General features: G+C 69.8%; 22 protein-coding genes. All 22 read right to left on the reverse strand.

The window, feature by feature from the left end; translation table 11 throughout:
* Positions 1-5: 5 nt before the first annotated feature.
* On the reverse strand, positions 6-752 hold the full coding sequence (locus VGJ96_06985; protein HEY3286851.1) for an isoprenyl transferase: 747 nt from the start codon (positions 750-752) through the stop codon (positions 6-8).
* Between the two features lie 7 nt (positions 753-759).
* Positions 760-1,314, reverse strand: coding sequence for a ribosome recycling factor (gene frr / locus VGJ96_06990; GenBank protein HEY3286852.1), 555 nt, complete (start codon positions 1,312-1,314; stop codon positions 760-762).
* The gene (gene pyrH, locus VGJ96_06995) at positions 1,311-2,027 is read right to left on the reverse strand and encodes a UMP kinase (GenBank protein ID HEY3286853.1); all 717 of its coding nucleotides are present in this window, start codon (positions 2,025-2,027) and stop codon (positions 1,311-1,313) included. The genes frr and pyrH overlap by 4 nt, the downstream gene beginning before the upstream one ends.
* A 5-nt stretch (positions 2,028-2,032) precedes the next feature.
* Positions 2,033-2,920, reverse strand: coding sequence for a translation elongation factor Ts (gene tsf, locus VGJ96_07000; GenBank protein HEY3286854.1), 888 nt, complete (start codon positions 2,918-2,920; stop codon positions 2,033-2,035).
* Between the two features lie 109 nt (positions 2,921-3,029).
* On the reverse strand, positions 3,030-3,953 hold the full coding sequence (rpsB, locus tag VGJ96_07005; protein HEY3286855.1) for a 30S ribosomal protein S2: 924 nt from the start codon (positions 3,951-3,953) through the stop codon (positions 3,030-3,032).
* A 209-nt stretch (positions 3,954-4,162) separates the two neighbouring features.
* Complete coding sequence (gene rpsI / locus VGJ96_07010; GenBank protein ID HEY3286856.1) at positions 4,163-4,555, reverse strand: 30S ribosomal protein S9; 393 nt, start codon at positions 4,553-4,555, stop codon at positions 4,163-4,165.
* 3 nt (positions 4,556-4,558) lie between these two features.
* Positions 4,559-5,008 carry a 50S ribosomal protein L13 gene (gene rplM, locus VGJ96_07015; GenBank protein ID HEY3286857.1) on the reverse strand — a complete coding sequence of 150 codons (450 nt, stop codon included), beginning with the start codon at positions 5,006-5,008 and terminating at the stop codon, positions 4,559-4,561.
* Between the two features lie 223 nt (positions 5,009-5,231).
* Complete coding sequence (locus VGJ96_07020) at positions 5,232-6,122, reverse strand: hypothetical protein (protein HEY3286858.1); 891 nt, start codon at positions 6,120-6,122, stop codon at positions 5,232-5,234.
* Entirely contained in the window at positions 6,119-6,619 is a 501-nt protein-coding gene (locus VGJ96_07025) for a biotin/lipoyl-containing protein (GenBank protein ID HEY3286859.1), read from the reverse strand. The genes VGJ96_07020 and VGJ96_07025 overlap by 4 nt, the downstream gene beginning before the upstream one ends.
* A complete protein-coding gene (locus VGJ96_07030; GenBank protein ID HEY3286860.1) occupies positions 6,616-7,851 on the reverse strand; it encodes a TRAM domain-containing protein in 1,236 nt (411 codons plus the stop codon). Before VGJ96_07030 ends, VGJ96_07025 begins: the two co-directional genes overlap by 4 nt.
* Positions 7,852-7,880: 29 nt before the next feature.
* Positions 7,881-9,413: an acetyl-CoA carboxylase biotin carboxylase subunit gene (locus tag VGJ96_07035; protein ID HEY3286861.1), complete on the reverse strand. Its 1,533-nt coding sequence runs from the start codon at positions 9,411-9,413 to the stop codon at positions 7,881-7,883.
* Positions 9,410-10,960 carry an acyl-CoA carboxylase subunit beta gene (locus tag VGJ96_07040; protein ID HEY3286862.1) on the reverse strand — a complete coding sequence of 517 codons (1,551 nt, stop codon included), beginning with the start codon at positions 10,958-10,960 and terminating at the stop codon, positions 9,410-9,412. Before VGJ96_07040 ends, VGJ96_07035 begins: the two co-directional genes overlap by 4 nt.
* Before the next feature lie 226 nt (positions 10,961-11,186).
* Positions 11,187-13,172 (reverse strand): hypothetical protein, encoded by a 1,986-nt coding sequence (locus tag VGJ96_07045; GenBank protein HEY3286863.1) that lies wholly within the window; start codon positions 13,170-13,172, stop codon positions 11,187-11,189.
* Between the two features lie 260 nt (positions 13,173-13,432).
* Positions 13,433-15,241: a 30S ribosomal protein S1 gene (locus tag VGJ96_07050; GenBank protein HEY3286864.1), complete on the reverse strand. Its 1,809-nt coding sequence runs from the start codon at positions 15,239-15,241 to the stop codon at positions 13,433-13,435.
* 309 nt (positions 15,242-15,550) lie between these two features.
* A complete protein-coding gene (gene cmk / locus VGJ96_07055; protein HEY3286865.1) occupies positions 15,551-16,225 on the reverse strand; it encodes a (d)CMP kinase in 675 nt (224 codons plus the stop codon).
* Positions 16,212-17,480 (reverse strand): 3-phosphoshikimate 1-carboxyvinyltransferase, encoded by a 1,269-nt coding sequence (aroA, locus tag VGJ96_07060; GenBank protein ID HEY3286866.1) that lies wholly within the window; start codon positions 17,478-17,480, stop codon positions 16,212-16,214. Before aroA ends, cmk begins: the two co-directional genes overlap by 14 nt.
* 66 nt (positions 17,481-17,546) lie before the next feature.
* Entirely contained in the window at positions 17,547-18,422 is an 876-nt protein-coding gene (locus VGJ96_07065; GenBank protein HEY3286867.1) for a 2,3,4,5-tetrahydropyridine-2,6-dicarboxylate N-succinyltransferase, read from the reverse strand.
* Positions 18,423-19,313, reverse strand: coding sequence for a 4-hydroxy-tetrahydrodipicolinate synthase (gene dapA / locus VGJ96_07070; protein ID HEY3286868.1), 891 nt, complete (start codon positions 19,311-19,313; stop codon positions 18,423-18,425). It abuts the gene before it with no gap.
* The gene (locus tag VGJ96_07075; protein ID HEY3286869.1) at positions 19,313-20,017 is read right to left on the reverse strand and encodes a dihydrodipicolinate reductase C-terminal domain-containing protein; all 705 of its coding nucleotides are present in this window, start codon (positions 20,015-20,017) and stop codon (positions 19,313-19,315) included. Before VGJ96_07075 ends, dapA begins: the two co-directional genes overlap by 1 nt.
* Positions 20,014-21,369 carry a lysine-sensitive aspartokinase 3 gene (gene lysC / locus VGJ96_07080; GenBank protein ID HEY3286870.1) on the reverse strand — a complete coding sequence of 452 codons (1,356 nt, stop codon included), beginning with the start codon at positions 21,367-21,369 and terminating at the stop codon, positions 20,014-20,016. The genes VGJ96_07075 and lysC overlap by 4 nt, the downstream gene beginning before the upstream one ends.
* The gene (gene asd, locus VGJ96_07085) at positions 21,366-22,433 is read right to left on the reverse strand and encodes an aspartate-semialdehyde dehydrogenase (GenBank protein HEY3286871.1); all 1,068 of its coding nucleotides are present in this window, start codon (positions 22,431-22,433) and stop codon (positions 21,366-21,368) included. Before asd ends, lysC begins: the two co-directional genes overlap by 4 nt.
* Positions 22,430-23,425, reverse strand: a complete 996-nt coding sequence (locus VGJ96_07090) for a M20/M25/M40 family metallo-hydrolase (GenBank protein ID HEY3286872.1) — start codon at positions 23,423-23,425, stop codon at positions 22,430-22,432. The genes asd and VGJ96_07090 overlap by 4 nt, the downstream gene beginning before the upstream one ends.
* Between the last annotated feature and the right edge of the window lie 149 nt (positions 23,426-23,574).

Here is a 23,574-nt window from a genome sequence, read left to right on the forward strand (position 1 = left end):
TCAGGTTACGCCGAGACGCGGCCGAAGCGGCGATCGCGGCTCTGGTAATCGAGGATGGCCTTGTACAGGTCGGCGCGGCCGAAGTCCGGCCAGAGCACCGGCGAGATATGCAGTTCCGTGTAGGCGAGCTGCCAGAGCAGGAAGTTCGAGATCCGCATCTCGCCCGAGGTCCGGATCAGCAGGTCGGGGTCGGGACAATCCGCCGTGAACAGGCGCCCGCTGATCGCCGCTTCATCCACGTCGTCGGGCTTCAGGCGGCCCGCGGCCACGTCCTCGGCGATCAGCCGCGCGGCGCGCACGAGTTCGGCGCGCGATCCATACGAGATGAACAGGTTCAGGACGAGCTTGGTATTGTGGGCGGTCAGCTGCATCACGCCGTCCACCGCGCGCCGCTGCGCGGCGGCGAGCCGGTCGAGGTCGCCCAGGAAGACGACGCGCACGCCCTGCTCGTCGAGCTCGCGCGCCTCCTTGGCGATGTACTCCTCGAGCAGCGCCATCAGCGCCGAGACTTCAAGCGCGGGACGCTGCCAGTTCTCCTGCGAAAAGGCGAAGAGCGACAGCACGTCCACGCCCGCCTCGAGCGACGCCTCCACCACCTCGCGCACCGACTTCATGCCCTCCCGATGACCAACCGGGCGCGGGAGCATGCGCTCCCGCGCCCAGCGGCCATTGCCGTCCATGATGATCGCCACATGGCGCGGAATCGCGCCCTGCGCCTTCACCCGGGCGAGGAACTCGGCGGCGGCGCTCACGGAGCGCTCAAACCTCCATGATCTCGGCTTCTTTCGCCTTGCTCAGCGCATCGACCTTCGCGATGTGGTCGTCGTGCAGCTTCTGCAGCTCCTTCTCCGCGTGCTTCACGTCATCCTCGGAGACGCCGTCCATCTTCTTGAGCTGCTCGCGGGCGTGCGTGCGCGCGTGGCGGATGGCGATGTGCCCTTCCTCCACGTACTTGTGCACGATCTTCACCAGCTCCTTGCGGCGCTGCTCGTTCATCGCCGGCAGTGGCACGCGAATGAACGTCCCCTGGATCGCCGGGTCGAAGCCGAGCCCGCTCTCGCGGATCGCCTTTTCGATGGCGCGGATCTGCCCCTTGTCGAACGGCGTCACGATCAGGGCGCGTGGCTCGGGGGCGTTGACCGACGCCACCTGGTTGAGCGACACGAGCGCGCCGTACGCCTCGACCTTCACGGCGTCCAGCATGCTCGGCGCAGCCTTGCCCGAACGCACCGACATGAACTCGCGCTTCACTGCCTCGACGCCCTTTTCCATGTGGGCGCGGCATTCCTTCAGAGTTTCGGGAATCGATGTCATGAAACCAGGGTCCCCACCGGCTTGCCGCGGATCGCATCGGCCACGGCATCCGGAGTGTTGATGTTGAGCACGATCAACGGCAGCGAGTTCTCCTTGCAGAGCGTGATCGCCGTCTGGTCCATCACGCCCAGTTCCTCAAGCATCACGTCACGGTAGCTGATGCGATCGTACCGCGTGGCCGTCGGCTCCTTCTTCGGGTCGGCCGAGTAGACGCCGTCCACGCTCGTCGCCTTGATGATGACGTCCGCCTTCATCTGGATGGCCCGCAGCACGGCTGCCGTGTCCGTGGAAAAGTACGGGTTGCCCGTCCCGCCGGCAAAGACGACGCAGCGCCCTTTTTCGAGGTGACGCATCGCCCGCCGGCGGATGTACGGTTCGGCCAGCTCTTCCATGCGGATGGCCGTCATCACGCGGGTGTCGAGCCCGTCGCGTTCCAGCACATCCTGCAGCGCCAGGGCGTTGATGACCGTCCCCAGCATGCCCATGTAGTCGGCGCTCACGCGGTCCATCCCCATGCGCGAGATCTGCGACCCGCGCACGATGTTGCCGCCGCCAATCACCACCGCGACCTGCACGCCCATGGCGTGGATGGTGCGGATCTGGTGTGAAAAGCGCGTGATGGCGTCGAAGTCGAACCCGAAGCCCTTCTCCCCGGCGAGCGCCTCGCCGGAGAGCTTGAGCAGGATGCGCGAGTACTTGAGCGCCGACGACATGACGGTCAGCCCTCGCCCATCTTGAAGCGGGCGAAGCGCGCCACCGCGGCGCCGGCGCCGGCTTCCTTGATCAGCTGGCCGATGGTCTTGGTGTCCTCGCGGACCCAGGGCTGCTCGGTCAGCACGATTTCGCCGAAGAACTTGTTGATGCGTCCCTCGACCATCTTCTCGGCGATGTTCTGCGGCTTGCCGCTCGCCACCGCCTGATCCACGAAGATGTCGCGCTCGCGCTTCACGACCGCCGCGTCCACATCGGCGCGGTTGACGGCGATCGCCGGAGCCGGCACGCCCGCCGCCACATGCTCGGCGATCGTGTTGGCCAGCGTCGTGCCCGCCTCGCCGGCGATCCCCGTCACCTCGACGAGCACGCCGACCTTGCCATTGAAGTGCAGGTAGAAGCCCACCACGCCGCCCGCCTTGGCAGCGAAGCGCGCCACGTGCTTCAGCACGACGTTCTCGCCCGTCTTCGCCGAGGCGGCCTTCACCACCTCGCCGACGGTGCGCGAGCCGTCCGCGTACCACGGCGTGCCCAGGTAGGCGCCGTCGGCCCCGACCTTCACGACGCCGTCGACGCTCGCGTCCTTCGCCACCTGCTCGCACATCGTCTTCGCCACGGCGATGAACTCGTCGTTGCGCCCCACGAAGTCGGTCTCGGAGTTGATCTCGATCATCGCCGCGGCCGAGCCATCGGGCGCGACCCAGGTGACGATCTGCCCCTCGGAGGCCGCGCGATCGGCGCGCTTCTCGGCCTTGGCGATCCCCTTCTTGCGCAGGATGTCGACGGCCGCGTCCATCGCGCCGCCGGCCTCCTCGAGCGCCTTCTTGCAGTCCATCATGCCGGCGCCGGTGCGGGCGCGGAGTTCGGCAACGTCTTTCGCGGAAATAGCGGCCATATGCAGATGCCTTCTCGTGGATTCAGTCGGTGTGAAGACGCCGCCGGCTGGGCGGCCGGCGGCGTCGGAAAAATACGCGCGTCGCGGCGTGGTGACCACGCCGGGGCGCTTACGCGCTCGGCTGGTCGGTCGGTTCGGCCGGCTTGGTGTCGGCCGCTTCCGGGGCGTCGCCCTTCAGGCGGGCCGCGATGGCGTCCGGCTTGGCGCGACGGCGGCGCGGACGGTCGCCCCCACGCTCCCCGCCCGCACCGTGGCCGCCGCGACGGCGGTCCCGGTCCTGCGGCTCGGCGCCGCGGTCGGACGAGTACGTGTAGGCCTGGCCTTCCTCGACCTCCTCACGCACCGGCGCCTCGCGGCGCGCCTCGACGATCGCGTCGGTCACGGCCGCCGTCAGCAGCTCCACCGCGCGGATGGCGTCATCGTTGCCGGCGATCGGCACGGTGATGAGATCCGGATCCGAGTTGGTGTCGCAGATGGCGATGATCGGGATGCCAAGCTTCTTGGCCTCGTCCACCGCGATGCGCTCCTTCTTGGCGTCCACCACGAAGAGCAGCCCCGGCAGGCGCGACATGTTCTTGATGCCGGAGAGGTTCTTGAGGAGCTTGTCTTTCTGACGCGTGAGCATCAGCTGCTCCTTCTTCGTGTAGTTCTCGAAGCCGCCACCGGCCTCCGACCCCGCCTCGAGCTCCTTGAGCCGGCGGATCTGCTTCTTGACCGTCGAGAAGTTGGTGAGCAGGCCGCCGAGCCAGCGCTCGGTCACCGAGAGCGCGCTCGCGCGCTCCGCTTCCTGCGTCACGATGGCCGCGAGCTGGCGCTTGGTGCAGACGTAGAGCACCTGGTCGCCGCGCAGCACGACTTCGCGCGCGAGCTTCTGGGCGAGTTCCATCTGCCGCAGCGTCTTCTGCAGGTCGATGATGTGGATCCCGTTGCGCTCCGCGAAGATGAAGCGGCGCATCTTGGGGTTCCAGCGGCGCGTCTGGTGGCCAAAGTGGACACCGGCCTTGAGCAGATCGTCGAGCGTGGGCTGAGCCATGGGTACTGTCGTCCTTGAGACTGGTTTGATCGTCCTGCGAGTTCAGCGCCCGGACAGACCGGCGAACCGGACCCCTGCCGAGCTCCCTCGCAGTGAGGGATGGATGAACAACGGTGCAGGGGCACTGGCACGGACGAGCCGTGCGACACGGATGAGCCGTGCGGCCGGAGAAGGCGGTCCCTGCGACCGCCTCCCCCGCCCCGAAACGTCTAGCGCTTCGAGAACTGGAACCGCTTGCGAGCCTTCGGACGGCCCGGCTTCTTGCGCTCCACCGCGCGGGCATCGCGCGTCAGCAGCCCAAGATCGCGCAGCTTGCGGCGGTGCACCTCGTCCACCTGCACGAGCGCGCGGGCCACCGCGAGACGCAGCGCCCCGGCCTGGCCGGTGACGCCGCCGCCGTCGATGTTCGCATGCACGTCAAAGCGGCCGAGCGTGTCGGTCGCCGTGAACGGCTGCTGGATGGCGGAGACAAGCACGGGGCGCGGGAAATAATCCCCGAGCGTGCGCCCGTTGACGCTCCACTTGCCGGAGCCGGGCTTCAGGTACAGGCGGCACACCGCTTCCTTGCGACGGCCGATGGTGTGAATGGTCTGGTCGGCCATTGCTTACTTCGCCTCGAGCGTCGGGAAGGTGAGCGGGGTGGGCTGCTGGGCCACATGCGGGTGATCCGCGCCAGCATACACGCGGAGCTTGTTGCGGAGCTTGCCGCGGCCGAGGGCGTTCTTCGGCAGCATGCCATACACGGCCTTCTCGATGATGCGCTCCGGGTGCTTGGCGAGCATCGTCGCGAACGGCGTGTAGAGCTCGTGGCCCATGTAGCCCGTGTGGCGGAAGTACTCTTTCTGCTCCGCCTTGCGGCCCGTGACCTTCACCTTCGAGGCATTGATCACGATGACGAAATCGCCGGTGTCCATGTGGGGCGTGAACATCGGCTTGTGCTTGCCGCGGATGATCTTGGCCACCTCGGCGGCGAGCCGGCCCAGGACCATCCCGCTGGCGTCGACGACGAACCAGCGATGCTCGATGTCCTTGGGTGTAGCGCTGAAGGTCTTCATGTGAAACGATTGGGGCAGTACTTCGACTGCGTGGGACTTCGCCTCACCGGTGCGGAATGCAACCCGGGTCTCGGCCGCCACGAAGGGCTGTTTTCGGACAGACATGTAAGCTAGGCAACGACTTACATTGGGTCAAGGTCCGTACGTCCCTTTGGCTCCGCTGGCGAGCTCGCCAGGCGGGCGCCCCAGCGAGCTCCCCTAGCGGGCGCCCCAGCGCACTCCCCTAGCGGGCGCCCCGCGCCGGGAGCGCCGACCACGTGGGCCCCGCCTCGCGTACCCGGTGCAGCGTGAGCAGCACGTCGGCGCCGGTGCCCAGATCGGTCCGGCCGGAGTGTTGCAGGAACGGATGGAGCAGGTCCAGCATCCGGTCCAGGTAGCGGACGGCCGCATCGGGGTCGTTCAGGGCCACGCCCAGCCGGGTGAGGCACGACAGCAGGTCCACTTCCCCTTCGGCGGCGACGGAACCGGTCGCCAACTGCTCCTCCCGCGCCTTCTTCGTGCCCACGAACGACTTGGCGCGCGACCGCACCGCACGCCCCGGCGCCGGATCCGACTTCACCACGTCCATCGCATCGGCGCAATCCAGCGAGAGGGTGTACATCCCGGACGAGGAGGCGCCATCCTGTTCGATGGGCACCAGCTGGGCCAGTGTCGCCGCCGAAATTGTGTCGCCAAAAGCCTGCCACGCATCCAGCAAGGCCTTGCGCGTCCAGTGGTACCCGTACGGCGTGGCGCGCTCGAACGGCTGTCCCGTCCGGAACCGCCGCGCGAGGAGAATCCCCTCGGGGCGCCGCTGGAGCATGTTTGCCAGCAGGAAGGTGCGCAACTGCACGTATGACGCGCGGTCCTCGGTTTCGGCGAAGTAGCGCATCACCGGCGCGAGGTCTGACAGATAGACGTAACCGTCGCTGCGCGACAGCCGTTCCGGGTGCTTCGAGAGCCCGCTGACGGTGCGGAGGTAGTCCTCCATGATCAGCACGCGCTCCATGGACGGCTCGAGCGCCCGCTGCATCGGCCGCTGGGCCATCGCGGCCGGGGCGGCAAGCGCGGAGAGTGCGGCAAGCGCGGAAAGCGCCGCCAGCCCCACGACCACGACCCGCAGGCGTCCACTCATATGAGTTCCACCAGCACGGCGCTTTTCTCGACCGCCTGGCCCGGCTTCACGAGGACGGCCTTGACCGTCCCGGCCGTCGCGGCCCGCAATTCATTTTCCATCTTCATGGCTTCCATGCTAATCACACCCTGTCCTTGCGTCACCGTGTCGCCCGGCTGGACGTGCACGCGGACGATCATCCCAGGCATCGGCGCCGTCACGGGGAGCGGGCCCGCATGCGCGGCCTGCTCGGCGGTCAGGTCGCGAATGACCCGCGTGCGCTCGTCGAGCGCCTCCACGTCGAAGCGCCATCCGTCGAAGCGCAGCGTGTAGCGTCCGCGCTCCGGCAGGCGACGCGCCACCACGCGATGCACGCGACCGCCGATGCCGACCAGATGCACGGGGGTTCCCTCGACATCCGACAGATGGACCGGCCGCGAGACGCCGCCAATGCGCGCCGTCTCGCCGTCGAGGTCCACCTCGAGCCGTTCCTTGCCGATGTCCACGAAGTACTTCACGCGCCCTCCGGCACCAGTTCGCACACCGTCTCAACGTGGGCGGTCTGCGGAAACATGTCGAAACATTCCAGCGACGCCACTCGCCAGCCCGGCAGCCGCGAGACGTCGCGCGCGAGGGTGGCCGGGTCGCAGCTGACGTACACGATGGCACGCGGCGTGGGTGCGGCGGCGGCGAGCGCCGCGGTCACCACCGCGTCCACTCCGGCGCGCGGCGGGTTCAACAGCACGACATCGGCCGGGGGGAGCGAGGGCAACACGTCTTCCACCCGCGCCTCGATGGCCCGCGACGGTGCCACGAGGCGCGCCCCACAGACCGCGCTGGCGTCCGCATCGAGTTCGATCGCGGTCACCGTGATGCCGCTCGCCGCGAGCGCCACCGCGACATCGCCCGTCCCCGCATAGCCGTCGATGACCGTGGCTGGCGAATGCGCGCGCACCAGCGCCTCGACCCGCGCGCCAAGCTGCGCCGCGACGGCGGCGTTGACCTGCACGAACGAGGCGCCGGCATCGCGTGTCGCGCGGCGGTCCAGCAGCACGCGCCGCCGCCCGTGGTCGTCCACCCACCAGGTCGCGGCCACGGCGGTGAGGGCGGCGGCGAACGCCTTCCCTTCCGCCCACTGCGTACCGCCCTCGATGACGAGCAGCAGGTCGTCGCCGCCGCGCCGAAGCGACGCCCGAAGTTCCGGGGCGCGCGGCAGCAGATGCGCGCCCCGCGCCAACACCTCGTGCAGGCACTGCGTGAGCGCTTCGTCGGCGATCAGGCAGTCGCGCAGCGAGAAGATCTCGTCGGGAGCGCCGAGGCGATGCAGCCCCGCCTGCCACCCATCCGCCGATCGCCGCAGGGCGAGCGTCAGCTTGCGCCGATAGCGCCACGGCTCCCCGGCGCCGAGCACCGAGGGGAGCGGCACGGCGCGCTTGCCGATGCGCGCAAAGGCATCCTGCACGATCCGCGCCTTGGCGGCGCGCTGCGCCTCGAGCGTCAGGTGCTGCAGCTGGCAGCCGCCGCAGCGGTCGCGCTCGTAGTGCGGACAGGCGGGCGTGGTGCGTCCCGGCCCCGGCGACTCGACCGTCGCAAGCACGCCGCGCCCGAAGCGTCCTTTCGCCTGCACGCGCGCGACGACGCGATCACCCGGCGCCGTGCGCGGCACGAAGACCACGAGTCCCTCGTGGCGCGCCACGCCGTCGCCGCCGGCCGCGATGCCGGTGATGTCGAGCGTCATGAGCTCGCGCACGCGTCGCTCAGCGTCTCGTCACGCGCGGGTCACGCGTCACGCAGCCCGGACTCGCGCGAGAGCCGCGCCCAGGGCTGAAGTTCGGGCAAGGTGCCGTTGGACGAGGCGGCCGGCGCCGGGCTCGACGCGCCGCGTGCGGAACGCCGCTGGCGGTCGCGCTCGGCCAGCAGCGCGGCGGCGATGGCCGCGGCCTCTACCTGCTCGCGGGGCGCCGACGCGCTCACCAGCGAGTCCAGCCGCCGCTCCAGCCACTGGATGTCGATGGCACCGCGCCGGAACTCGTCGTCCTCCATCACACGCAGGTGGAACTCGCGCGACGTCTCGACGCCGTGGATGGTGAGCTCGTCCAGCGCGCGATGCATGCGGGCGATCGCCTCGGCGCGCGTCGGCGCCCAGACGATGAGCTTGGCGAGCATCGGATCGTAGTAGAGCGTGACTTCGCTCCCCACGCCCACGCCGCTGTCCCAGCGCACCCCGGGGCCGCCCGGCAGGCGCAGGTACTCGATGCGCCCCGTGCTCGGGAGGAAGCCGTTGGCCGCGTCCTCGCTGGTGATGCGGCATTCCATCGCCCAGCCGCGTGGATCGATGCTCGACGTGAACGGCAGTCGCTCGCCGCCGGCGATGCGCAGCTGCCACTGCACCAGGTCGATGCCGGTGACGAGCTCCGTCACCGGATGCTCCACCTGGATGCGCGTGTTCATCTCGAGGAAATAGAACTGCCCGTCGGGCGCGAGCAGGAACTCGCACGTCCCCGCATTCTGGTATCCGGCGGCCTTGGCCACCCGCACGGCCGCGGCGCCCATTGCCTTGCGCAGCTCGGCGTTGACCGCCGGACTCGGCGCCTCCTCGATCATCTTCTGGTGGCGCCGCTGCACCGAGCACTCGCGCTCGCCCAGCGACACACACCGGCCGTGCGAGTCGGCCAGCACCTGGATCTCCACGTGCCGCGGCCCGTCAATGTACTTCTCCACGTAGACCGCGTCGTCGCCGAAGGCGTTCATCGCCTCGCGCTGGGCCGCCTCGAGCGCCGCGCCGATGGCCGACGCCTCGCGCACGACACGCATCCCCTTCCCGCCCCCGCCCGCCGCCGCCTTCAGCAGCACCGGGTAGCCGAAGCGCTCGGCAATCGCCGTTGCTTCGTCCGCATCGCGCAGCGCGTCGGTGGTCCCCGGGACGACCGGCACGTCGTGCGCGACGGCGAGCGTGCGCGCGGCGGTCTTGGAACCCAGTGCCGCGATCGCCTCGGCCGGCGGCCCCACCCAGATCAGTCCCGCGTCGCGCACGGCGCGCGCGAACCATTCGCGCTCGGAGAGGAAGCCGTACCCCGGATGGATGGCCTCGGCACCGACGCGCTGCGCGGCCGCGATGATCAGGTCGCCCTTCAGGTAGCTCTCGCTCGACGGCGGCGGCCCCAGCCGCACCGCCTCGTCCGCCTCGCGCACGTGCGGCGCGCGGGCATCGGCGTCGGAGTAGACGGCGACCGACGCTATCCCCAGTTCGCGACACGCCCGGATGACCCGCAGCGCGATCTCGCCGCGGTTCGCGACCAGGACCTTCTTCACAGCGGGATGTTCCCGTGCTTCTTGGGCGGCATTCGGTCGCGCTTGCCCTGCAGCGTTTCGAGGGCGTCGATGAGCTTCAGGCGCGTGTCGCGCGGATCGATGATGTCGTCCAGGTACCCGCGGCTCGCCGCCACGTACGGGTTGGCGAATTTCTCGGTGTACTCGGCGACGCGCTGCGCCATCGCCGCCGCGGGATCGCTGCTTTCGGCGATCTCCTTCTTGAACAGGATCTCGACCGCGCCCTTGGGCCCCATCACCGCGATCTCCGCCGTCGGCCAGGCCACGTTGTAGTCGCCGCGGATGTGCTTGGAACTCATCACGTCGTACGCCCCGCCGTACGCCTTGCGCGTGATGACCGTCAGCTTGGGCACCGTCGCTTCGCAGTACGCAAAGAGCAGCTTGGCGCCGTGCCTGATGATGCCGCCGTGCTCCTGGGCCACGCCCGGAAGGAAGCCCGGCACGTCCTCGAGCGTCACGATCGGGATGTTGAAGGCATCGCAGAAGCGGATGAACCGCGCCGCCTTGGTGCTGGCGGCGATGTCGAGCACGCCCGCCAGCACGGCCGGCTGGTTGGCGACGATTCCCACCGAGAAGCCGCCGAGGTGCGCGAAGCCGACCAGGATGTTGCCGGCGAAGTCCTTGTGCACCTCGAGGAACTCGCCGTCGTCCACGATGCGCGAGATCACCGCGTGCATGTCGTACGGCTTGTTGGGTTCGTCGGGAACGATGTCGAGCAGGGCCTCGTCACGGCGGTCGCGCGGGTCGGCCGACGCGCCGCGCGGCGGCGGCTCGACGTTGTTGGACGGAAGGAAGCGCAGGAGGTCGCGGATGCCCTGCAGCGTCGCCAGTTCGCTGTCGCAGGTGAAGTGCGACACCCCCGACGTGCCCCCGTGGGTGTCGGCGCCGCCAAGCGCCTCCATCGTGACGTCTTCGTGGGTCACCGTCTTCACGACATTCGGGCCCGTCACGAACATGTAGCTCGTGTGCCGCGTCATGAACACGAAGTCGGTGATGGCCGGCGAGTAGACTGCGCCGCCGGCACAGGGTCCGAGGATGGCCGAGATCTGCGGCACCACGCCCGAGGCCAGGGTGTTGCGCAGGAAGATTTCCGCGTAGCCACCGAGCGAGACGACGCCCTCCTGGATGCGCGCGCCTCCCGAATCATTGAGGCCGATGACCGGCGCGCCGTTCCGCATCGCCAGGTCCATCACCTTGCAGATCTTCTCGGCGAAGGCCTCGCTGAGCGAACCGCCGAAGACGGTGAAGTCCTGCGAGAAGACGTAGACGAGCCGGCCGTCGACGCGGCCGTAGCCGGTGACGACGCCGTCGCCGTAGTAGTGCTGCTCCTCGAGGCCGAAGTCGTGCGACCGATGCACCACGAACCGGTCGAGTTCGACGAACGATCCGTCGTCGAGCAGCAGGTCGAGCCGTTCGCGCGCGGAGAGCTTGCCCTTGTCGTGCTGGGCCTTGAGGCGCTGGGCGCCACCGCCGAGTTCTGCCTCGGCGCGGCGGCGCTCCAGGAGGTCGAGTTTATCGCGCATGCTCATGGGGACAAAACAAACGTGCGGGCCCTTGGGCCGAAAGGCCGACGATGCCCCGGGGGGCACGGGCACGGTTCAGGGTGAGGTGCAGGGGCACGGTGCACGGTGTGGTGCAAGGTGTGGGGAAGTCGCTCGACCTGTCGCCGCACCCCGGCATCCCCGCGAGCCCCGTGCGCCCCACCCTGTACCGTGTCCCCTGCACTACACCGTGCCCCTGCCCCTGCACCCCGTATCAGGGCTTGTCTCTCTCAAACCCGATCCCGTCCAGCAGCACCGTCCCTGTCGCCGTACGATCGAAGACGAAGCGCACCGATCGCACCCGGGAGGCCACGAAACCCGGAACGGAGCGCTCCAGATCGCCGAGTGGCACCGCGTATCTCGTCAGCACCTGGTCATAGTCGCGGCTCGCCGCGCCATAGCGTCGTTCGATGCGCGCCCATTTGTACAGCCGAATCGTGAGCGGCGGCGGCAGCGGTGAGAGGTCCGACAGCGCGACCGAACCCTTCACGCCGTCGGCCGTCTCGACCTCGACGAGAAAGTCGAGCACCATCACGGAGTCCTTGGCGGCCTTGCGCGTGCCCGCGGCGGACTTGGTGTTGGCCTCGGCTCCCTTCGCCGCCGTCTTCGTCAAGTCGGTGGACCCCTTCGCCGCGGAGTCGGCGCCGCCACCCCGCAGCCACTTCGGAAGCCAGGCAAAGCGCGGTGCGCGCGGCATCGGGCCGGTGGCGGGGGCGGTGTCGGAGGGGGCGAGGGCTTTCGGCTTGTCCGTTTCGGCCTCGACCTCGAAGACCAGCGACGAGCGGGCGTCGAGCGCGAGCGCCGTCGACAGCGAATCGGCCCAGCGCACCTCGTAATCTGCCGGCCCCTCGCTGGCCCGCGGCTTGGCCCAGCCCACGCGCACGACGTGATTCTCGTAGGCGGAGCCACCGCGCGAGCGCATCGTCAGCCCGAGTTCGCGCCACGCCGCCAACCGGTTTCCCTGGATGCGAACGCCGGGGAGCGAGCCCGTCGTGACGTCCACGTCCTCCTCGAACGCGGCGAGCCGGCGCGTGCTGGGGTCTTCGTAGCGCGTCAGATAGATCGTCGGCGGCAGCCACGCTCCGCCGCGCCGTGCATCGCGGAAGAGCGGCTCATAACCGCGCGCATCGCGCAACGTCAGGTCGAGAAAGGCGCTGATGAAGACCTTGCCGGCCCGCCGCTGCTGCTCGCCCGTCAGCAGGTTGCGCTTCTGCAGCATCAGCCCCAACTCCGGGCCGACATTGCTCGAGCCCCACACCGTGTTGAACTGCCCGTGGTTGGCGCGGTAGATGTAGATCGCCGACTTCCGCCACGGCCCCGGACGCGTGAAGGCGACGCGCTGGAACTGCCGCTGCCCCATGAAGGTCGACACGTCCGAGTCGTGGGCGCCGTGCAGCACCAGGTAGTTGATGTCGGTGACCGGCGTTCCCTGGTCGGCCGGTCGGTATTGTCCGTCGACCGGCGCGATGGCGACGAGCGTGCGAATGTCGAAGTTGAAGTCGAAGCGCACGCGCGCGTCGTCGGGATAGCGCGGCAGGCGATTGAAGGCCGCGGCCACCGCCACCGCCTCCCCGCCGCGCGAGTGCCCCATCAGCGCAATGCGGGAGAGATCCACCTGGCCGAAGAGCGGTGACGCGCTGTCGGCGGTGAAGCCTCGCCAGGCCACGAGGTGCTGCAGCAGCATCCAGCCGCGCGCGTCGTTTTCGGCGCGGAGGTTGCCGTTGAGAAAGTTCTCATCCACCGACGCCAGGATGTAACCGCGACTCGCGAGCAACTCGCCCAGATAGGCGTAGCCCGGGTCGGAGAACTCCTTCATGCCGTGATTGCCGTGCACGATGAGCACGAGAGGGAACGGTCCCTTTCCCTCGGGATACCAGACGCGCCCGTTCACGGGCAACCGCTTGGCATCGAAGCCCCAGTACGCCCAGCGTTCCTTCAGTAGCTTCGGGTTGGCGCCCTTCAGAAACGGTGCGCCGTTGACGACCCCGGTACGCAGGGTCACCGAGTCGCGGTACTCGGCCCGCCGTCGGTCGGTGCCGCTTCCATAGAACAGGCGCCGCACCGCGAACGCGCCGGGCTGCGCCGGATCGGGCATTTCGAGACCCACGCTCGCCGGCGGGACGAAGCGCGCGGGATCAACGAGGCGACTGGGCTGGTAGCAGGCCGCCAGCAGGACGAGGAGCACGATGCGTCGAGGCATGGCGCTGAGGCTACCCAGGCGTCGGGCTGGGCGGAAGGGTTCATTCGTGGTACAAGGGCACGGGCACGGTGGGGTGCACGGCGAGGGGAACAGCGCGGCTACCTGTGCACCTGACTGTGCCTGTGTCCCTCACCCCACTGTGCCCATGCCCTTGCACCCCACTGTGCCCGTGCCCCTGCACCCCACTGTGCCCGTGCCCTTGCCCCCAAACGACGCGCCCCCTCCGGTAGTCCGGAGGGGGCGCGTCGTTTGAAGCCGTCTTACGCTTCGTCGATCTCTTCGATGACCGCCGACAGGTCGGCCGGAACTTCCGGAATCGCGTCGCCTTCCTCGGTGTGCACCTTGGACGGCTCGGCCGGGCGCTCCTGCCCTTCCGGAATGTTCGTCACCGCAAGCACGATGCGGCGATGGATGGGATCGACCTCGAGCACGCGCAGGTCGAGCGCCATCTTCTCCCAGGCGATTTCCGCCGGGCTCTGGATCGTCTTGCCGGTGATGTTCAGCTGCGAGATGGGCACGAAACCTTCGATGTCGTTGCCGACATCCACCACCACGCCCTTCTCCATCAGGCGCACCACGTGGCCGTGGAGCTCGGTGCCGACCGGGTAGGTCTCGCCGATCTTCAGCCACGGATCTTCCTCGGCCTGCTTGAGGCCGAGCGAGATGCGCTTGTTGTCGCTGTCGATGTTGAGGATCACCACGTCCACCGCGTCACCCTTCTTGACCACTTCCGACGGGTGCTGGACGCGCTTGGTCCACGACATGTCGGAGATGTGGATCAGGCCGTCAATCCCCGGCTCGATCTCGACGAACGCGCCGAACGAGGTCAGGTTGCGGACCTTGCCGTTGATGCGCGTGCCCACCGGGTACTTGAGCGGCAGCACCATCCACGGATCCTGCTCGGTCTGCTTCATGCCGAGCGAGATCTTCTCCTCGTTCGGATCGACCTTGAGCACCACCGCCTCGATGGCCTCGCCGATGCTGACGAGCTTCGACGGATGGCGGACGTTGCGCGTCCAGCTCATCTCGCTGATGTGCACCAGGCCCTCGATGCCCGGCTCGAGCTCGATGAAGGCGCCGTAGTTCGTGATGCTGACGACCTTGCCCGAGACGCGCGTGCCCACCGGGTACTTGGCGGCGACGTCCTTCCACGGATAGGCCTGGAGCTGCTTGAGGCCGAGCGAGATGCGCTCGCGCTCCCAGTCGATGTCCAGCACCTTGATCTCGAGCTCCATGCCGATCTGCACCATCTCGCTCGGGTGCTGGATGCGGCCCCACGACATATCGGTGATGTGGAGCAGGCCGTCCACGCCGCCGAGGTCGATGAAGGCGCCGAAGTCCGTGATGTTCTTGACCACGCCCTTCCGCACCTGGTCCTTCTGGAGCTCCTTCATCAGCTTCTCGCGCTTGCCGGCGCGCTCGGTCTCGAGGATCACGCGGCGCGAGACGACGATGTTGCGGCGGCGCTTGTTGAGCTTGATGATCTTGAACTCGTACTTCTGGCCCAGCAGCTCGTCGATGTTCGGGACGCGGCGCAGCGCGATCTGCGATCCCGGGAGGAACGCGTCGACGCCCATGAGGTCGACGACCACGCCACCCTTGATCTTCTTGACGAGGACGCCCTCGACCGGCTGGTCGGACTCGTACGCGACGCGGATCTTCTCCCACACGCGCATGAAGTCGGCCTTCTTCTTGGACAGGACGACCGAGCCTTCCTGGTCCTCGAGGTGCTCAAGCAGGACTTCGACTTCGTCCCCGACCTTGAGCTCCGGCATGTCCTTGAACTCTTCGAGCGGGATCGACCCTTCGGACTTGAAGCCGATGTCGAGCACGACGAGGTTGTCGCGGATCTCGAGCACAACGGACTTGACGATCTCGCCTTCCTCAATGGAGGCGAGCGTGCCGTTGTACAGGTCCATCATCGCTTCGTAGTCGGAGGACGAGTACTCGTCTTCCTCGTAGAGCTCGGGACGGCGGTTCGCGAGCGGGCGCAGGACGGCCTTCTGGGCCATGCGCTTTTCACGCTCGATCATTTGCGGGGTGGCTTCCGGGGTGACGCTGCTGGTCATGTGTTGCCTGGACGCGGAGTTTTGCGGCTCGCCGCGCGCGAGGATGCGGGTGGTGGTTGGCCGGAAGACGAGGGCGCGTGGGCCGTCGAGGTCCCGGGGCCCGCCAATCGGCGGGAACTATTTAATATGGCGGCGAACCCGTCTTAGGGGAAGGGGCACGGGCACGGTGTAGTGCAAGGGAACGAGAAGACGCTGGCGCCCGGAGCCGAGACCGCTACGGCCATGCTCGAGCGCGTCCCTGTACCCCACCGTGCCCGTGCCCTCGCACCCCACCGTGCCCGTGCCCTTGCCCCCCACCGTGCCCTCGCGTCAGCGCCGCTCTCTCGCCAGTGCGACGATCCGCTCCACCTGCTCCGCCTGCGTGATCCCCGTCGTGTCGATCCAGATGGCGTCGGCCGCGGGCTGGGTCTGTACGCGGTCCTTCTGGTCCCGAGCCTCGAGTTCGGCCGTCTCCGCCTCCAACTCCCCTGCCGCCGGGGCGCGTCCCGTGCGCTGCAGGATGCGCCGGCGCGCGCGCTCGGCGGGGAGCGCCACCAGCCAGATCTTGAGCCGCGCCTCGGGGAAGACCGCCGTCCCCATATCGCGGCCGTCCACGACGATCTCGTGCGCCGCCGCGGTCGCCCGCACCAGGGCGTTCACCCACGAGCGCACCTGCGGCATCTTGGCCACCAGGCTTACCGTCCCCGTCACGGCCTCGCCGCGGATCTCGGCCTCGCAGTCCACCCCATCGAGCCGCGGCTCGAAGCTCGTCGCCCCGGGCGCCACCGACACGTGCCGTGCCGCGTCGAGCACCGATGCTTCGGTCCATTTGTCCGGCGGGTCGCCGCGGCGCAACCGCGCGGCCGTCACACAGCGGTAGATCATCCCGCTGTCCAAGTGCCGGAGCCCGAGTGCCTCGGCCACCATCTTCGACGTGCTCGACTTGCCCGAGGCGGCCGGGCCGTCGATCGTGACCACCAGCGGGGACCGGCTACCCGACGACACGCGCGAGCTCCTCCCAGAACGTGGGGAACGACACGGCCGCGCAGGCGGGGTCGTCCACCGTAATCTGGCTCCCGGGGACCGCGCCAAGCACGCCGAACGCCATCGCGATGCGGTGGTCGGCGTGCGTCGTCACCCGCCCGGTGAACGGACGGCGGCCAGAGCCGCGCACGACGAAGCCGTCGGTCAGCTCCTCCGCCTCGGCGCCGACGGCGCGCAAGTTCTCGACGATCGCCTTGATGCGATCGCTTTCCTTCACGCGCAGTTCGCCGGCGCCGGTGACTCGCGTTTCGCCCTCCGCGCAGGCCGCGGCGCAGGCGAGCACGGGGAGTTCGTCCACCAGCGATGGCACCTCGCTCCCCTCGATGACGGTGCCGCGCAGCCCGCCCGGCGCGACGACCACGCGCGCAATCTCTTCCCCGCCGTCAAGGCGCGCGCCCTCGAAGCGCAGCGCCGCGCCCATGCGCTGGAGCACCCGGAAGGCGCCGGCGCGCGTCGGGTTGATGCAGACGTCGTCGAGCGCGAGTTCTCCGCGGTCTGCGATGGCGGCGAGCACCGCGAAGAACGCCGCCGAGGACGGGTCGCCCGGCACCAATTGATCGGCCGCGTCGAGGCGTCCGGACGGGACCAGCGACACGACGCTGCCCTCGACGCGCAGGTCGACGCCGCGCCCCAGGAACATCCGCTCGGTGTGATCGCGCGTCGGCGATTCCTCGTGCACTTCCACCGGCACGTCGGCCACCAGGCCCGCCAGGAGGATGGCGCTCTTCACCTGCGCGCTCGCCGCCTCCATGCGCCACGTAAGTCCCTGCAGGGCGCCGCCGTGCACGGTCATCGGCAGCCCGTCGCCCGCGGCGAACTCAAAACGCGCGCCCATCGCGGAGAGCGGCCGTGCCACGCGTCCCATCGGGCGCCGGCTGAGGCTGGCGTCGCCGATGAATCGCGCCGACAGCGGCGAGCCGGCGACGATGCCCGCCATCAGGCGCGTGGTCGTGCCGCTGTTGCCGCAGTCGAGGTCCACCACCGGAGCGCGCAGGCCGCGCCGTCCGACGCCGGGAATGACGAGGTCCGCATCGAGCGCGGGGATGGCCACGCCAAGCGCACGGAGCACGCCGGCGGTGCTGTGCACATCGAGCGACTGCAGGACACCGCGCACGCGCGACGCACCGTCGCCGAGCGCGCCGAGCATCAGGGCCCGATGCGAGATTGACTTGTCCCCCGGGACCCGCACCTCACCGGCAACGCGCATGACCGCCATCACTCCTTGACTAACGGGGTGGCGCCGCGAAGGCCGCGCCTCGCACCACGTTCGCCAGAAGTCTAATCACCGCAGCCACCCCTCGAGAGCGGTGGCCACGTCGGTCTTGTCGTCGCGGTACTTCACGATCACCGGCGTCTGCAGCGAGAGCCCCTGCTCCCGGCCCCATCCCTGGCTCACCTGCCGCGCGCCCGGCACGACCACGGCACCAGACGGAATCTGCAGCACGCCGCCGGCCGGCGCGCGGATCACGCGCTCATGCACCAGGTCGAAGACCGGCGTGCCGCGCGTCAGCACCACGCCGGCGGCCAGCACCGCGCGCGCGCGCACCACCGTGCCCTCGTAGACGCCGCAGTTGCCGCCCACCACGACGTCGTCCTCGATGACGACCGGCGAGGCGTTGACGGGCTCGAGCACGCCGCCGATCTGCGCGGCCGCGCTGAGGTGCACCCGCTCACCGACCTGCGCGCAGGAGCCGACCAGCGCGTGCGAGTCGATCATGGTGCCGGCGCCGACGTACGCGCCGACATTCACGAACATCGGCGGCATGCAGACGACGCCGCGCGCGAGGAACGCCCCGCGGCGGACGGACGACCCGCCGGGGACGACGCGGATGCCGTCGTCGAGCGTCAGGGCGCGGGTGGGGTACGTGTGCTTGTCGAAGAACGTGAACGGCCGGCTGACGCGCGCGTCGCCGAGCACCGACTGGTCGATCATGCGCCCGACGCGAAAGCCCGCGAGGATGCCGCGCTTGACCCACGGGACGGCCACCCACTCGTCGTGATCGGCCCGCATGGCGGCGCGCACCACGCCCGTCTCGAGCGCGGTCAGCAGGAGGTCGATCGTCTCCTCGGCGTCGTTCGGCGCGGGAACGTGGCTGGGCAGGTTGAAGAGGGCTTCGACGCGCTGCTCCAGCGCGACGACTTCGAGGCGAGGCGGCATTTAGAGAGAGACCCCTGCGCTGATCAGCGCCGTGCGGAGCAGCGGTTCGTGACGCGGGTCGAGCGGGACCAGCGGCAGGCGCAGCACGTTCTGTATGCGTCCCATCATGGCCAGCGCCGCCTTGATTGGCATCGGGTTCGACTCGACGAACGCCGCGCCGAAGAGCGGCGCCAGTTGGCTGTGCAGGGTGAGCGCCGCGGCCCGGTCGCCACGTCCGGCCGCCACCGTGAGCGCGTGCATGGCGGCGGGGACCGCGTTGCCAACCACGGAAATGATCCCCTCGCCGCCGCGGGCCATCACGTCCGCGGTCAGTCCGTCGTCACCCGAGAGCACGGCAAAGCCGGCGGGGCGGCGCCGCAGGATTTCGCCGATCTGCTCGATGTTGCCCGACGCTTCCTTCGTCGCGCAGATATTCGGATGCTCGGCGAGCGCGAGCTGGGTATCGGCCTCCACGTTGCTCGCCGTGCGGCCGGGGACGTTGTAGAGCACCACGGGGACCGGCGCGGCGTCGGCGACGGCGCGAAAGTGCGCGAGCAGGCCGCGCTGCGGCGGCTTGCTGTACATCGGCGACACGTGCAGCAGGTGCGTGGCGCCGGCCCGCGCGAGGACGCGCGACGTCTCGATGGCGACGGCGGTGTCGTTGCTCCCGGCGCCGGCGATGACCGGCACGCGCCCCGCGGCAACCTCCGCCGTGATGGCCACCACGCGCTCGCGTTCGGCGAGCGTGAGTGTCGCCGCCTCGCCGGTCGATCCCACGGGGACGAGGCCGTCGATCCCCTGCTCGATCTGCCACGCGACGAGCGCGCGCAGGGCAGGTTCGTCAATGGCGCCATCGGGCGTGAACGGCGTCACCAGCGCCGTGATGGCGCCGCGCAGATTGCAGGAACCCATTAGGCGCCTCCCGAGGCATCGAGCATGTCATCGAGCGTGAAGACGCCGCGGCGCCCGACGATCCAGCGCGCCGCGGCCAGCGCGCCCAGCGCGAAGACGCGGCGGTCCCGCGCCTCGTGGACGAGGCGCAGCTGTTCGAACATCCCGTCGAGCAGGAAGGCGTGCGTCCCGGGCACTGATCCGACGCGCACCGAGGTGATGGGGACGGCGGTCCCCGAGGCCTGCTCCGCCACGCGGGCGAGCTGGCGCGCCGTGCCGGAGGGCGCATCGAGCTTGGCCGTGTGATGCGTTTCCACGAGGTGCGCGTCGAACCCGCCGGCGGCGCCGGCGCGACGGGCCGCCTCCGCCACGAGCGCCGTGAAGATGTGCACCCCGAGCGAGAAGTTCGGCGCCCAGAGCAGCGCGCCGCCCGCCGACCGGACCTCGCCAATGACCACGGCGCGCTCCGCGTCCCAGCCCGTGGTGCCGCACACGACGGCGCACCCGGCCTGCGCGCAGGCACGCACGTTGGCCGCGGCCGCGTCGGGCTGGGTGAACTCAACGGCGACATTCGCGCCGTTCAGCGAGGCGGCGGTGATCCCCGCGCCCAGCACATCATCCCGCCCGAGAAAGGCGGCGACGTCCACGCCCTGCTCGGCGGCCAGGTCCCGCACGAGCCGCCCCATCTTGCCGTCGCCGATCACCGCCAGCCGCAGCGCGCTCATCGCCCCTCCTCGAAGAATGCCCGGTGCAGGCGACGCATCGCTTCGTGCACCTGGTCGCCGTCCACGATCAGCGTGAGGTTGATCGCGCTCGCGCTCAGCGAGCACATCTGCACGCGCATCTCGCCGAGCGCCGTCAGCGCGCGCGCCATCGTGGGGGTGTGCTCGCCGAGTCCGGCCCCGACGATGGCCACGATGCCGCGGCCGCGCTGCACCGTCACGTCGCCAAACGCGCGCAGCGCCGCCAGCACGGCGTCGAGCTGCGCATCCTCGTCGATGGTGGCCGACACGCTGACCTCCGACGTGGCGATCACGTCCACGGACAGCTTGAAGCGCTCGAAGACGGAGAAGATGCCGCTCACCACGCCGGGGGTGCCGAGCATCGCGCTCGACTTGACGTTCACGAGCACCACGTTGCCGCGGCCGGCGATGGCGCGCACCGACAGTCGCGGCGCGTCGAAGGTGATGCGCGTCCCCGCCGCCTGCGGCCGGTGCGAGTTGTAGATGAAGACGGGAATGCTGCGCTGCACCGCGGGGGCGATGGTGCTGGGGTGCAGCACCTTGGCGCCGAAGCTCGCCAGCTCGGCCGCCTCGTCGAATCGAATGTGCTCGATCAGCTGCGCGGCCGGGATCACGCGCGGGTCGGCCGTCAGCATGCCGTCCACGTCCGTCCAGATCTCGATCGCGTCCACGTCGAGCGCCGCGCCGAACAGCGCCGCGCTGTAGTCGGAGCCGCCGCGTCCGAGCGTGGTGGTCACGCCCAGCGGACTGGCCCCGATGTAGCCGCCGAGCACGGGCACGCGTCCGTCGCGGACAATCGGCAGCAGCTGCTCGCGCGCCGCGTCGGCAATCGCCTCGGGCTGCGGGCGCGCCTTGCCGAACGCGTCGTCGGTCACCATCACCCGGCGCGCATCGACCCACGTGGCGGGAATGCCGCGCTGCCGGAAGGCCGCCGCAACGATCGGCGACGACAGGCGCTCACCATAGGCCGCCACCGCGTCGAGGGACCGCGCGCTGACTTCACCGAGGACGGAGAGTGCCTCGCCCAGGTGGGCCAGTTCGTCGAACAGCATGCTCACGTCGGCGGCCACGTCGGACGCCTCGGGGCTCGCGCCGAGCAGTTCGTCGACCACGGCGAGGTGCCGCTCGCGCAGCGCCTCGATGCCGCGGATCGCCGCGATGAACTGCCCGTGGGCCGTCTGCGCGGCGATCTCGAGCAGCGCGTTGGTGGTGCCGGCGAGCGCGGAGACGACGACCACCGGCTGGTGGGCGAGGCGCCCGCGCACGATGGACGCGGTGCGTTCAATCGCGGCGGCGTCGCCGACCGACGTGCCCCCGAACTTGCAGACGATCATCTGGCGCCCGCGCGCCCGGTCGCCACCAGCAGCTCGGCGTTCAGGATGGACCCGCCCGCCGCCCCGCGAATCGTGTTGTGCCCCATGCAGACGAACTTCAGGTGGAAGAGCGGATCGCGGCGCAGGCGCCCGACCGACACCGTCATTCCCCCGCCGCGCATCACGTCGCGACGCGGCTGCGGCCGGTCGTCCGTCTCGAAGAAGTGCAGCGGCGCGGCCGGCGCCGACGGCAGGCCGCGCACGGCGGCGTGCCCGCGCCACTCCTTCAACTGGCGCGCCGCCTCCTCGAGCGCCGGCTCGCGCGCGAACTCCACCGAGAGGCAGACCGTGTGTCCGTTCTCCACGGCGACGCGGTTGGCATGCGCGCTCACGGCGAACGGCGCGGCGATCACCCCCTGCGCACCCATCACGCCGAGCATCTTCTGCATCTCGCGCTCGATCTTCGGCTCTTCGTCGCCGATGTACGGAATGACATTGCCGAGGATGTCGAGCGACGGCACGCCGGGATACCCCGCCCCGCTCACCGCCTGCATGGTCGCGACGAAGACGCGGCGCGCGCCGAACGCCGCGTGCAGCGGCGCGAGCGCCACCGCGGCCATCGTCGCGGCGCAGTTGGCGTTGGTGACGATGCCGCCCGTCCAGCTGCGCGCCGCGCGCTGCGCGTCGAGCAGCGCGAGATGGTCGGCGTTCACCTCGGGAATCACGAGCGGAACGTCCGGCTCCATGCGGTAGTTCTTCGCGTTGCTCAGCACCAGGCGGCCGGCCGCCGCGAAGGCGGCTTCGACCTCGCCCGCCACGCCGCTGTCGAGCGCGGAGAAGACGATGGGCGCCGTCACCGACGCGGGGTCGCAGGGCTTCACGACGAGCCCGGCCACGCCCTTTGGCATGTCGCCTTCGATCCACCGCGTCACTTCGCGGTACGGCTTCCCCGCCGAGCGCTCCGACGCCGCGACCTCGGCGAGCTCAAACCACGGATGTCCCTCGAGCAGGCGGACGAAGGTCTGGCCCACCGCGCCCGTGGCGCCGAGGACCGCAACTTTGATGGGGGGACGAGGGGCGTTCATGAGGCGAGCAGGGTGCGCACGAGGCGCTCGTAGGTGTCGACCGCGGCGCGCAGTTCATCGAGCGCGATGAACTCGTCGGGCGTGTGGGCGACGTGAATGGAGCCGGGGCCGAAGAGCAGCGGCGTGCCCCAGCGTGGAAGGAGCGGGATGTCGGACGTGTAGGCCATCGACGCCGTCTCGAACCCCGGAACGACGTGAAAGTGCTGCGCCGGGATGAACGACCCGAAGGTGAGTTCCGCCCGCTCGCCGGCCCACCGCTCGAGTGCCGCCTGCACCGGCGCGCGGTCGCCGACCATCCGCACGAGCAGTTCGGCCTCGCACAGTCCGGGAACGATGTTCGCCTCGGTGCCGCCCCGGACAACGCCGACGTTGATGGTCGTCGCGCCGAGCCTGGCATCGACGGGCAGTTCGAGGTCGGCCAGCTGCGGGAGCAGCTCGCACATCGGGAGGATCGCCGACGCGCCGAGCTGCGGATAGGCGGAGTGCGCCTCGCGGCCGCGCGTGCGCGCCGTCACGCGCCACGCGCCCTTGCAGCCGGTGGCGAGCCGGCTCTCCGTCGGCTCGCCGTTGATCAGGAACCGCGACGTCGCCTCGAGCTGGTTGGCGGCGCGGGCGCCGTCGGAGCCGCGCTCCTCGCCGACGACGAAGAGCAGGTCGACGCGCTCCTCCCCCGCTTCGGCGAGGCGGTCGGCCGCGACGAGCATCGCCGCCGCGATTCCCTTGGCATCGCACGCCCCGCGGCCGTAGAGCCGGTCACCGTCGAGGCGCGGCGCGACGTACGGCGGGACCGTGTCGAGATGCGTGGAGAGCGTGACCCCGCCGCCGCGCCGCGACGCCCACACGTTGGAGCGGCCGGCAGACACTTCCTGCAGCGTGACGTTCCATCCACGCGCGATGAGCCAGCGGGAAACAAACTCGACGGCCCGTCCTTCGTCGCGAGACGGTGACTGGACCGCGAGCAGTTCAGCGGCGAGTGAGACGACGTCGGACATGTGAGCCAATCTATTGAGGTCCCGCGATGGACGGCAGTTGTTCGGGACTCGCCCGTGAGCCGTATACCTACAAAAGGACACGTACTTGACAAGCTTTTCCCTGACGTGCCTCTTAGTCCGCGTGCGGAGGCGGGTCCCCCAGTGGTTCA

The organism is Gemmatimonadaceae bacterium (assembly GCA_036504815.1).
Lineage (GTDB): Bacteria > Gemmatimonadota > Gemmatimonadetes > Gemmatimonadales > Gemmatimonadaceae > PNKL01.

What these genes read in the sequence shown, in the direction of transcription:
- rplM (HEY3286857.1), bottom strand. Translation starts at nt 5,008, where the DNA reads ATGAAGACCTTCAGCGCTACACCCAAGGACATCGAGCATCGCTGGTTC.
- VGJ96_07090 (HEY3286872.1), bottom strand. Translation starts at nt 23,425, where the DNA reads ATGTCCGACGTCGTCTCACTCGCCGCTGAACTGCTCGCGGTCCAGTCA.
- VGJ96_07045 (HEY3286863.1), bottom strand. Translation starts at nt 13,172, where the DNA reads ATGCCTCGACGCATCGTGCTCCTCGTCCTGCTGGCGGCCTGCTACCAG.
- VGJ96_07020 (HEY3286858.1), bottom strand. Translation starts at nt 6,122, where the DNA reads ATGAGTGGACGCCTGCGGGTCGTGGTCGTGGGGCTGGCGGCGCTTTCC.
- lysC (HEY3286870.1), bottom strand. Translation starts at nt 21,369, where the DNA reads ATGATCGTCTGCAAGTTCGGGGGCACGTCGGTCGGCGACGCCGCCGCG.
- rpsB (HEY3286855.1), bottom strand. Translation starts at nt 3,953, where the DNA reads ATGGCTCAGCCCACGCTCGACGATCTGCTCAAGGCCGGTGTCCACTTT.
- VGJ96_07050 (HEY3286864.1), bottom strand. Translation starts at nt 15,241, where the DNA reads ATGACCAGCAGCGTCACCCCGGAAGCCACCCCGCAAATGATCGAGCGT.
- pyrH (HEY3286853.1), bottom strand. Translation starts at nt 2,027, where the DNA reads ATGTCGTCGGCGCTCAAGTACTCGCGCATCCTGCTCAAGCTCTCCGGC.
- rpsI (HEY3286856.1), bottom strand. Translation starts at nt 4,555, where the DNA reads ATGGCCGACCAGACCATTCACACCATCGGCCGTCGCAAGGAAGCGGTG.
- asd (HEY3286871.1), bottom strand. Translation starts at nt 22,433, where the DNA reads ATGAACGCCCCTCGTCCCCCCATCAAAGTTGCGGTCCTCGGCGCCACG.
- aroA (HEY3286866.1), bottom strand. Translation starts at nt 17,480, where the DNA reads ATGGCGGTCATGCGCGTTGCCGGTGAGGTGCGGGTCCCGGGGGACAAG.
- VGJ96_07075 (HEY3286869.1), bottom strand. Translation starts at nt 20,017, where the DNA reads ATGAGCGCGCTGCGGCTGGCGGTGATCGGCGACGGCAAGATGGGGCGG.
- dapA (HEY3286868.1), bottom strand. Translation starts at nt 19,313, where the DNA reads ATGGGTTCCTGCAATCTGCGCGGCGCCATCACGGCGCTGGTGACGCCG.
- VGJ96_07065 (HEY3286867.1), bottom strand. Translation starts at nt 18,422, where the DNA reads ATGCCGCCTCGCCTCGAAGTCGTCGCGCTGGAGCAGCGCGTCGAAGCC.
- tsf (HEY3286854.1), bottom strand. Translation starts at nt 2,920, where the DNA reads ATGGCCGCTATTTCCGCGAAAGACGTTGCCGAACTCCGCGCCCGCACC.
- VGJ96_07040 (HEY3286862.1), bottom strand. Translation starts at nt 10,960, where the DNA reads ATGAGCATGCGCGATAAACTCGACCTCCTGGAGCGCCGCCGCGCCGAG.
- frr (HEY3286852.1), bottom strand. Translation starts at nt 1,314, where the DNA reads ATGACATCGATTCCCGAAACTCTGAAGGAATGCCGCGCCCACATGGAA.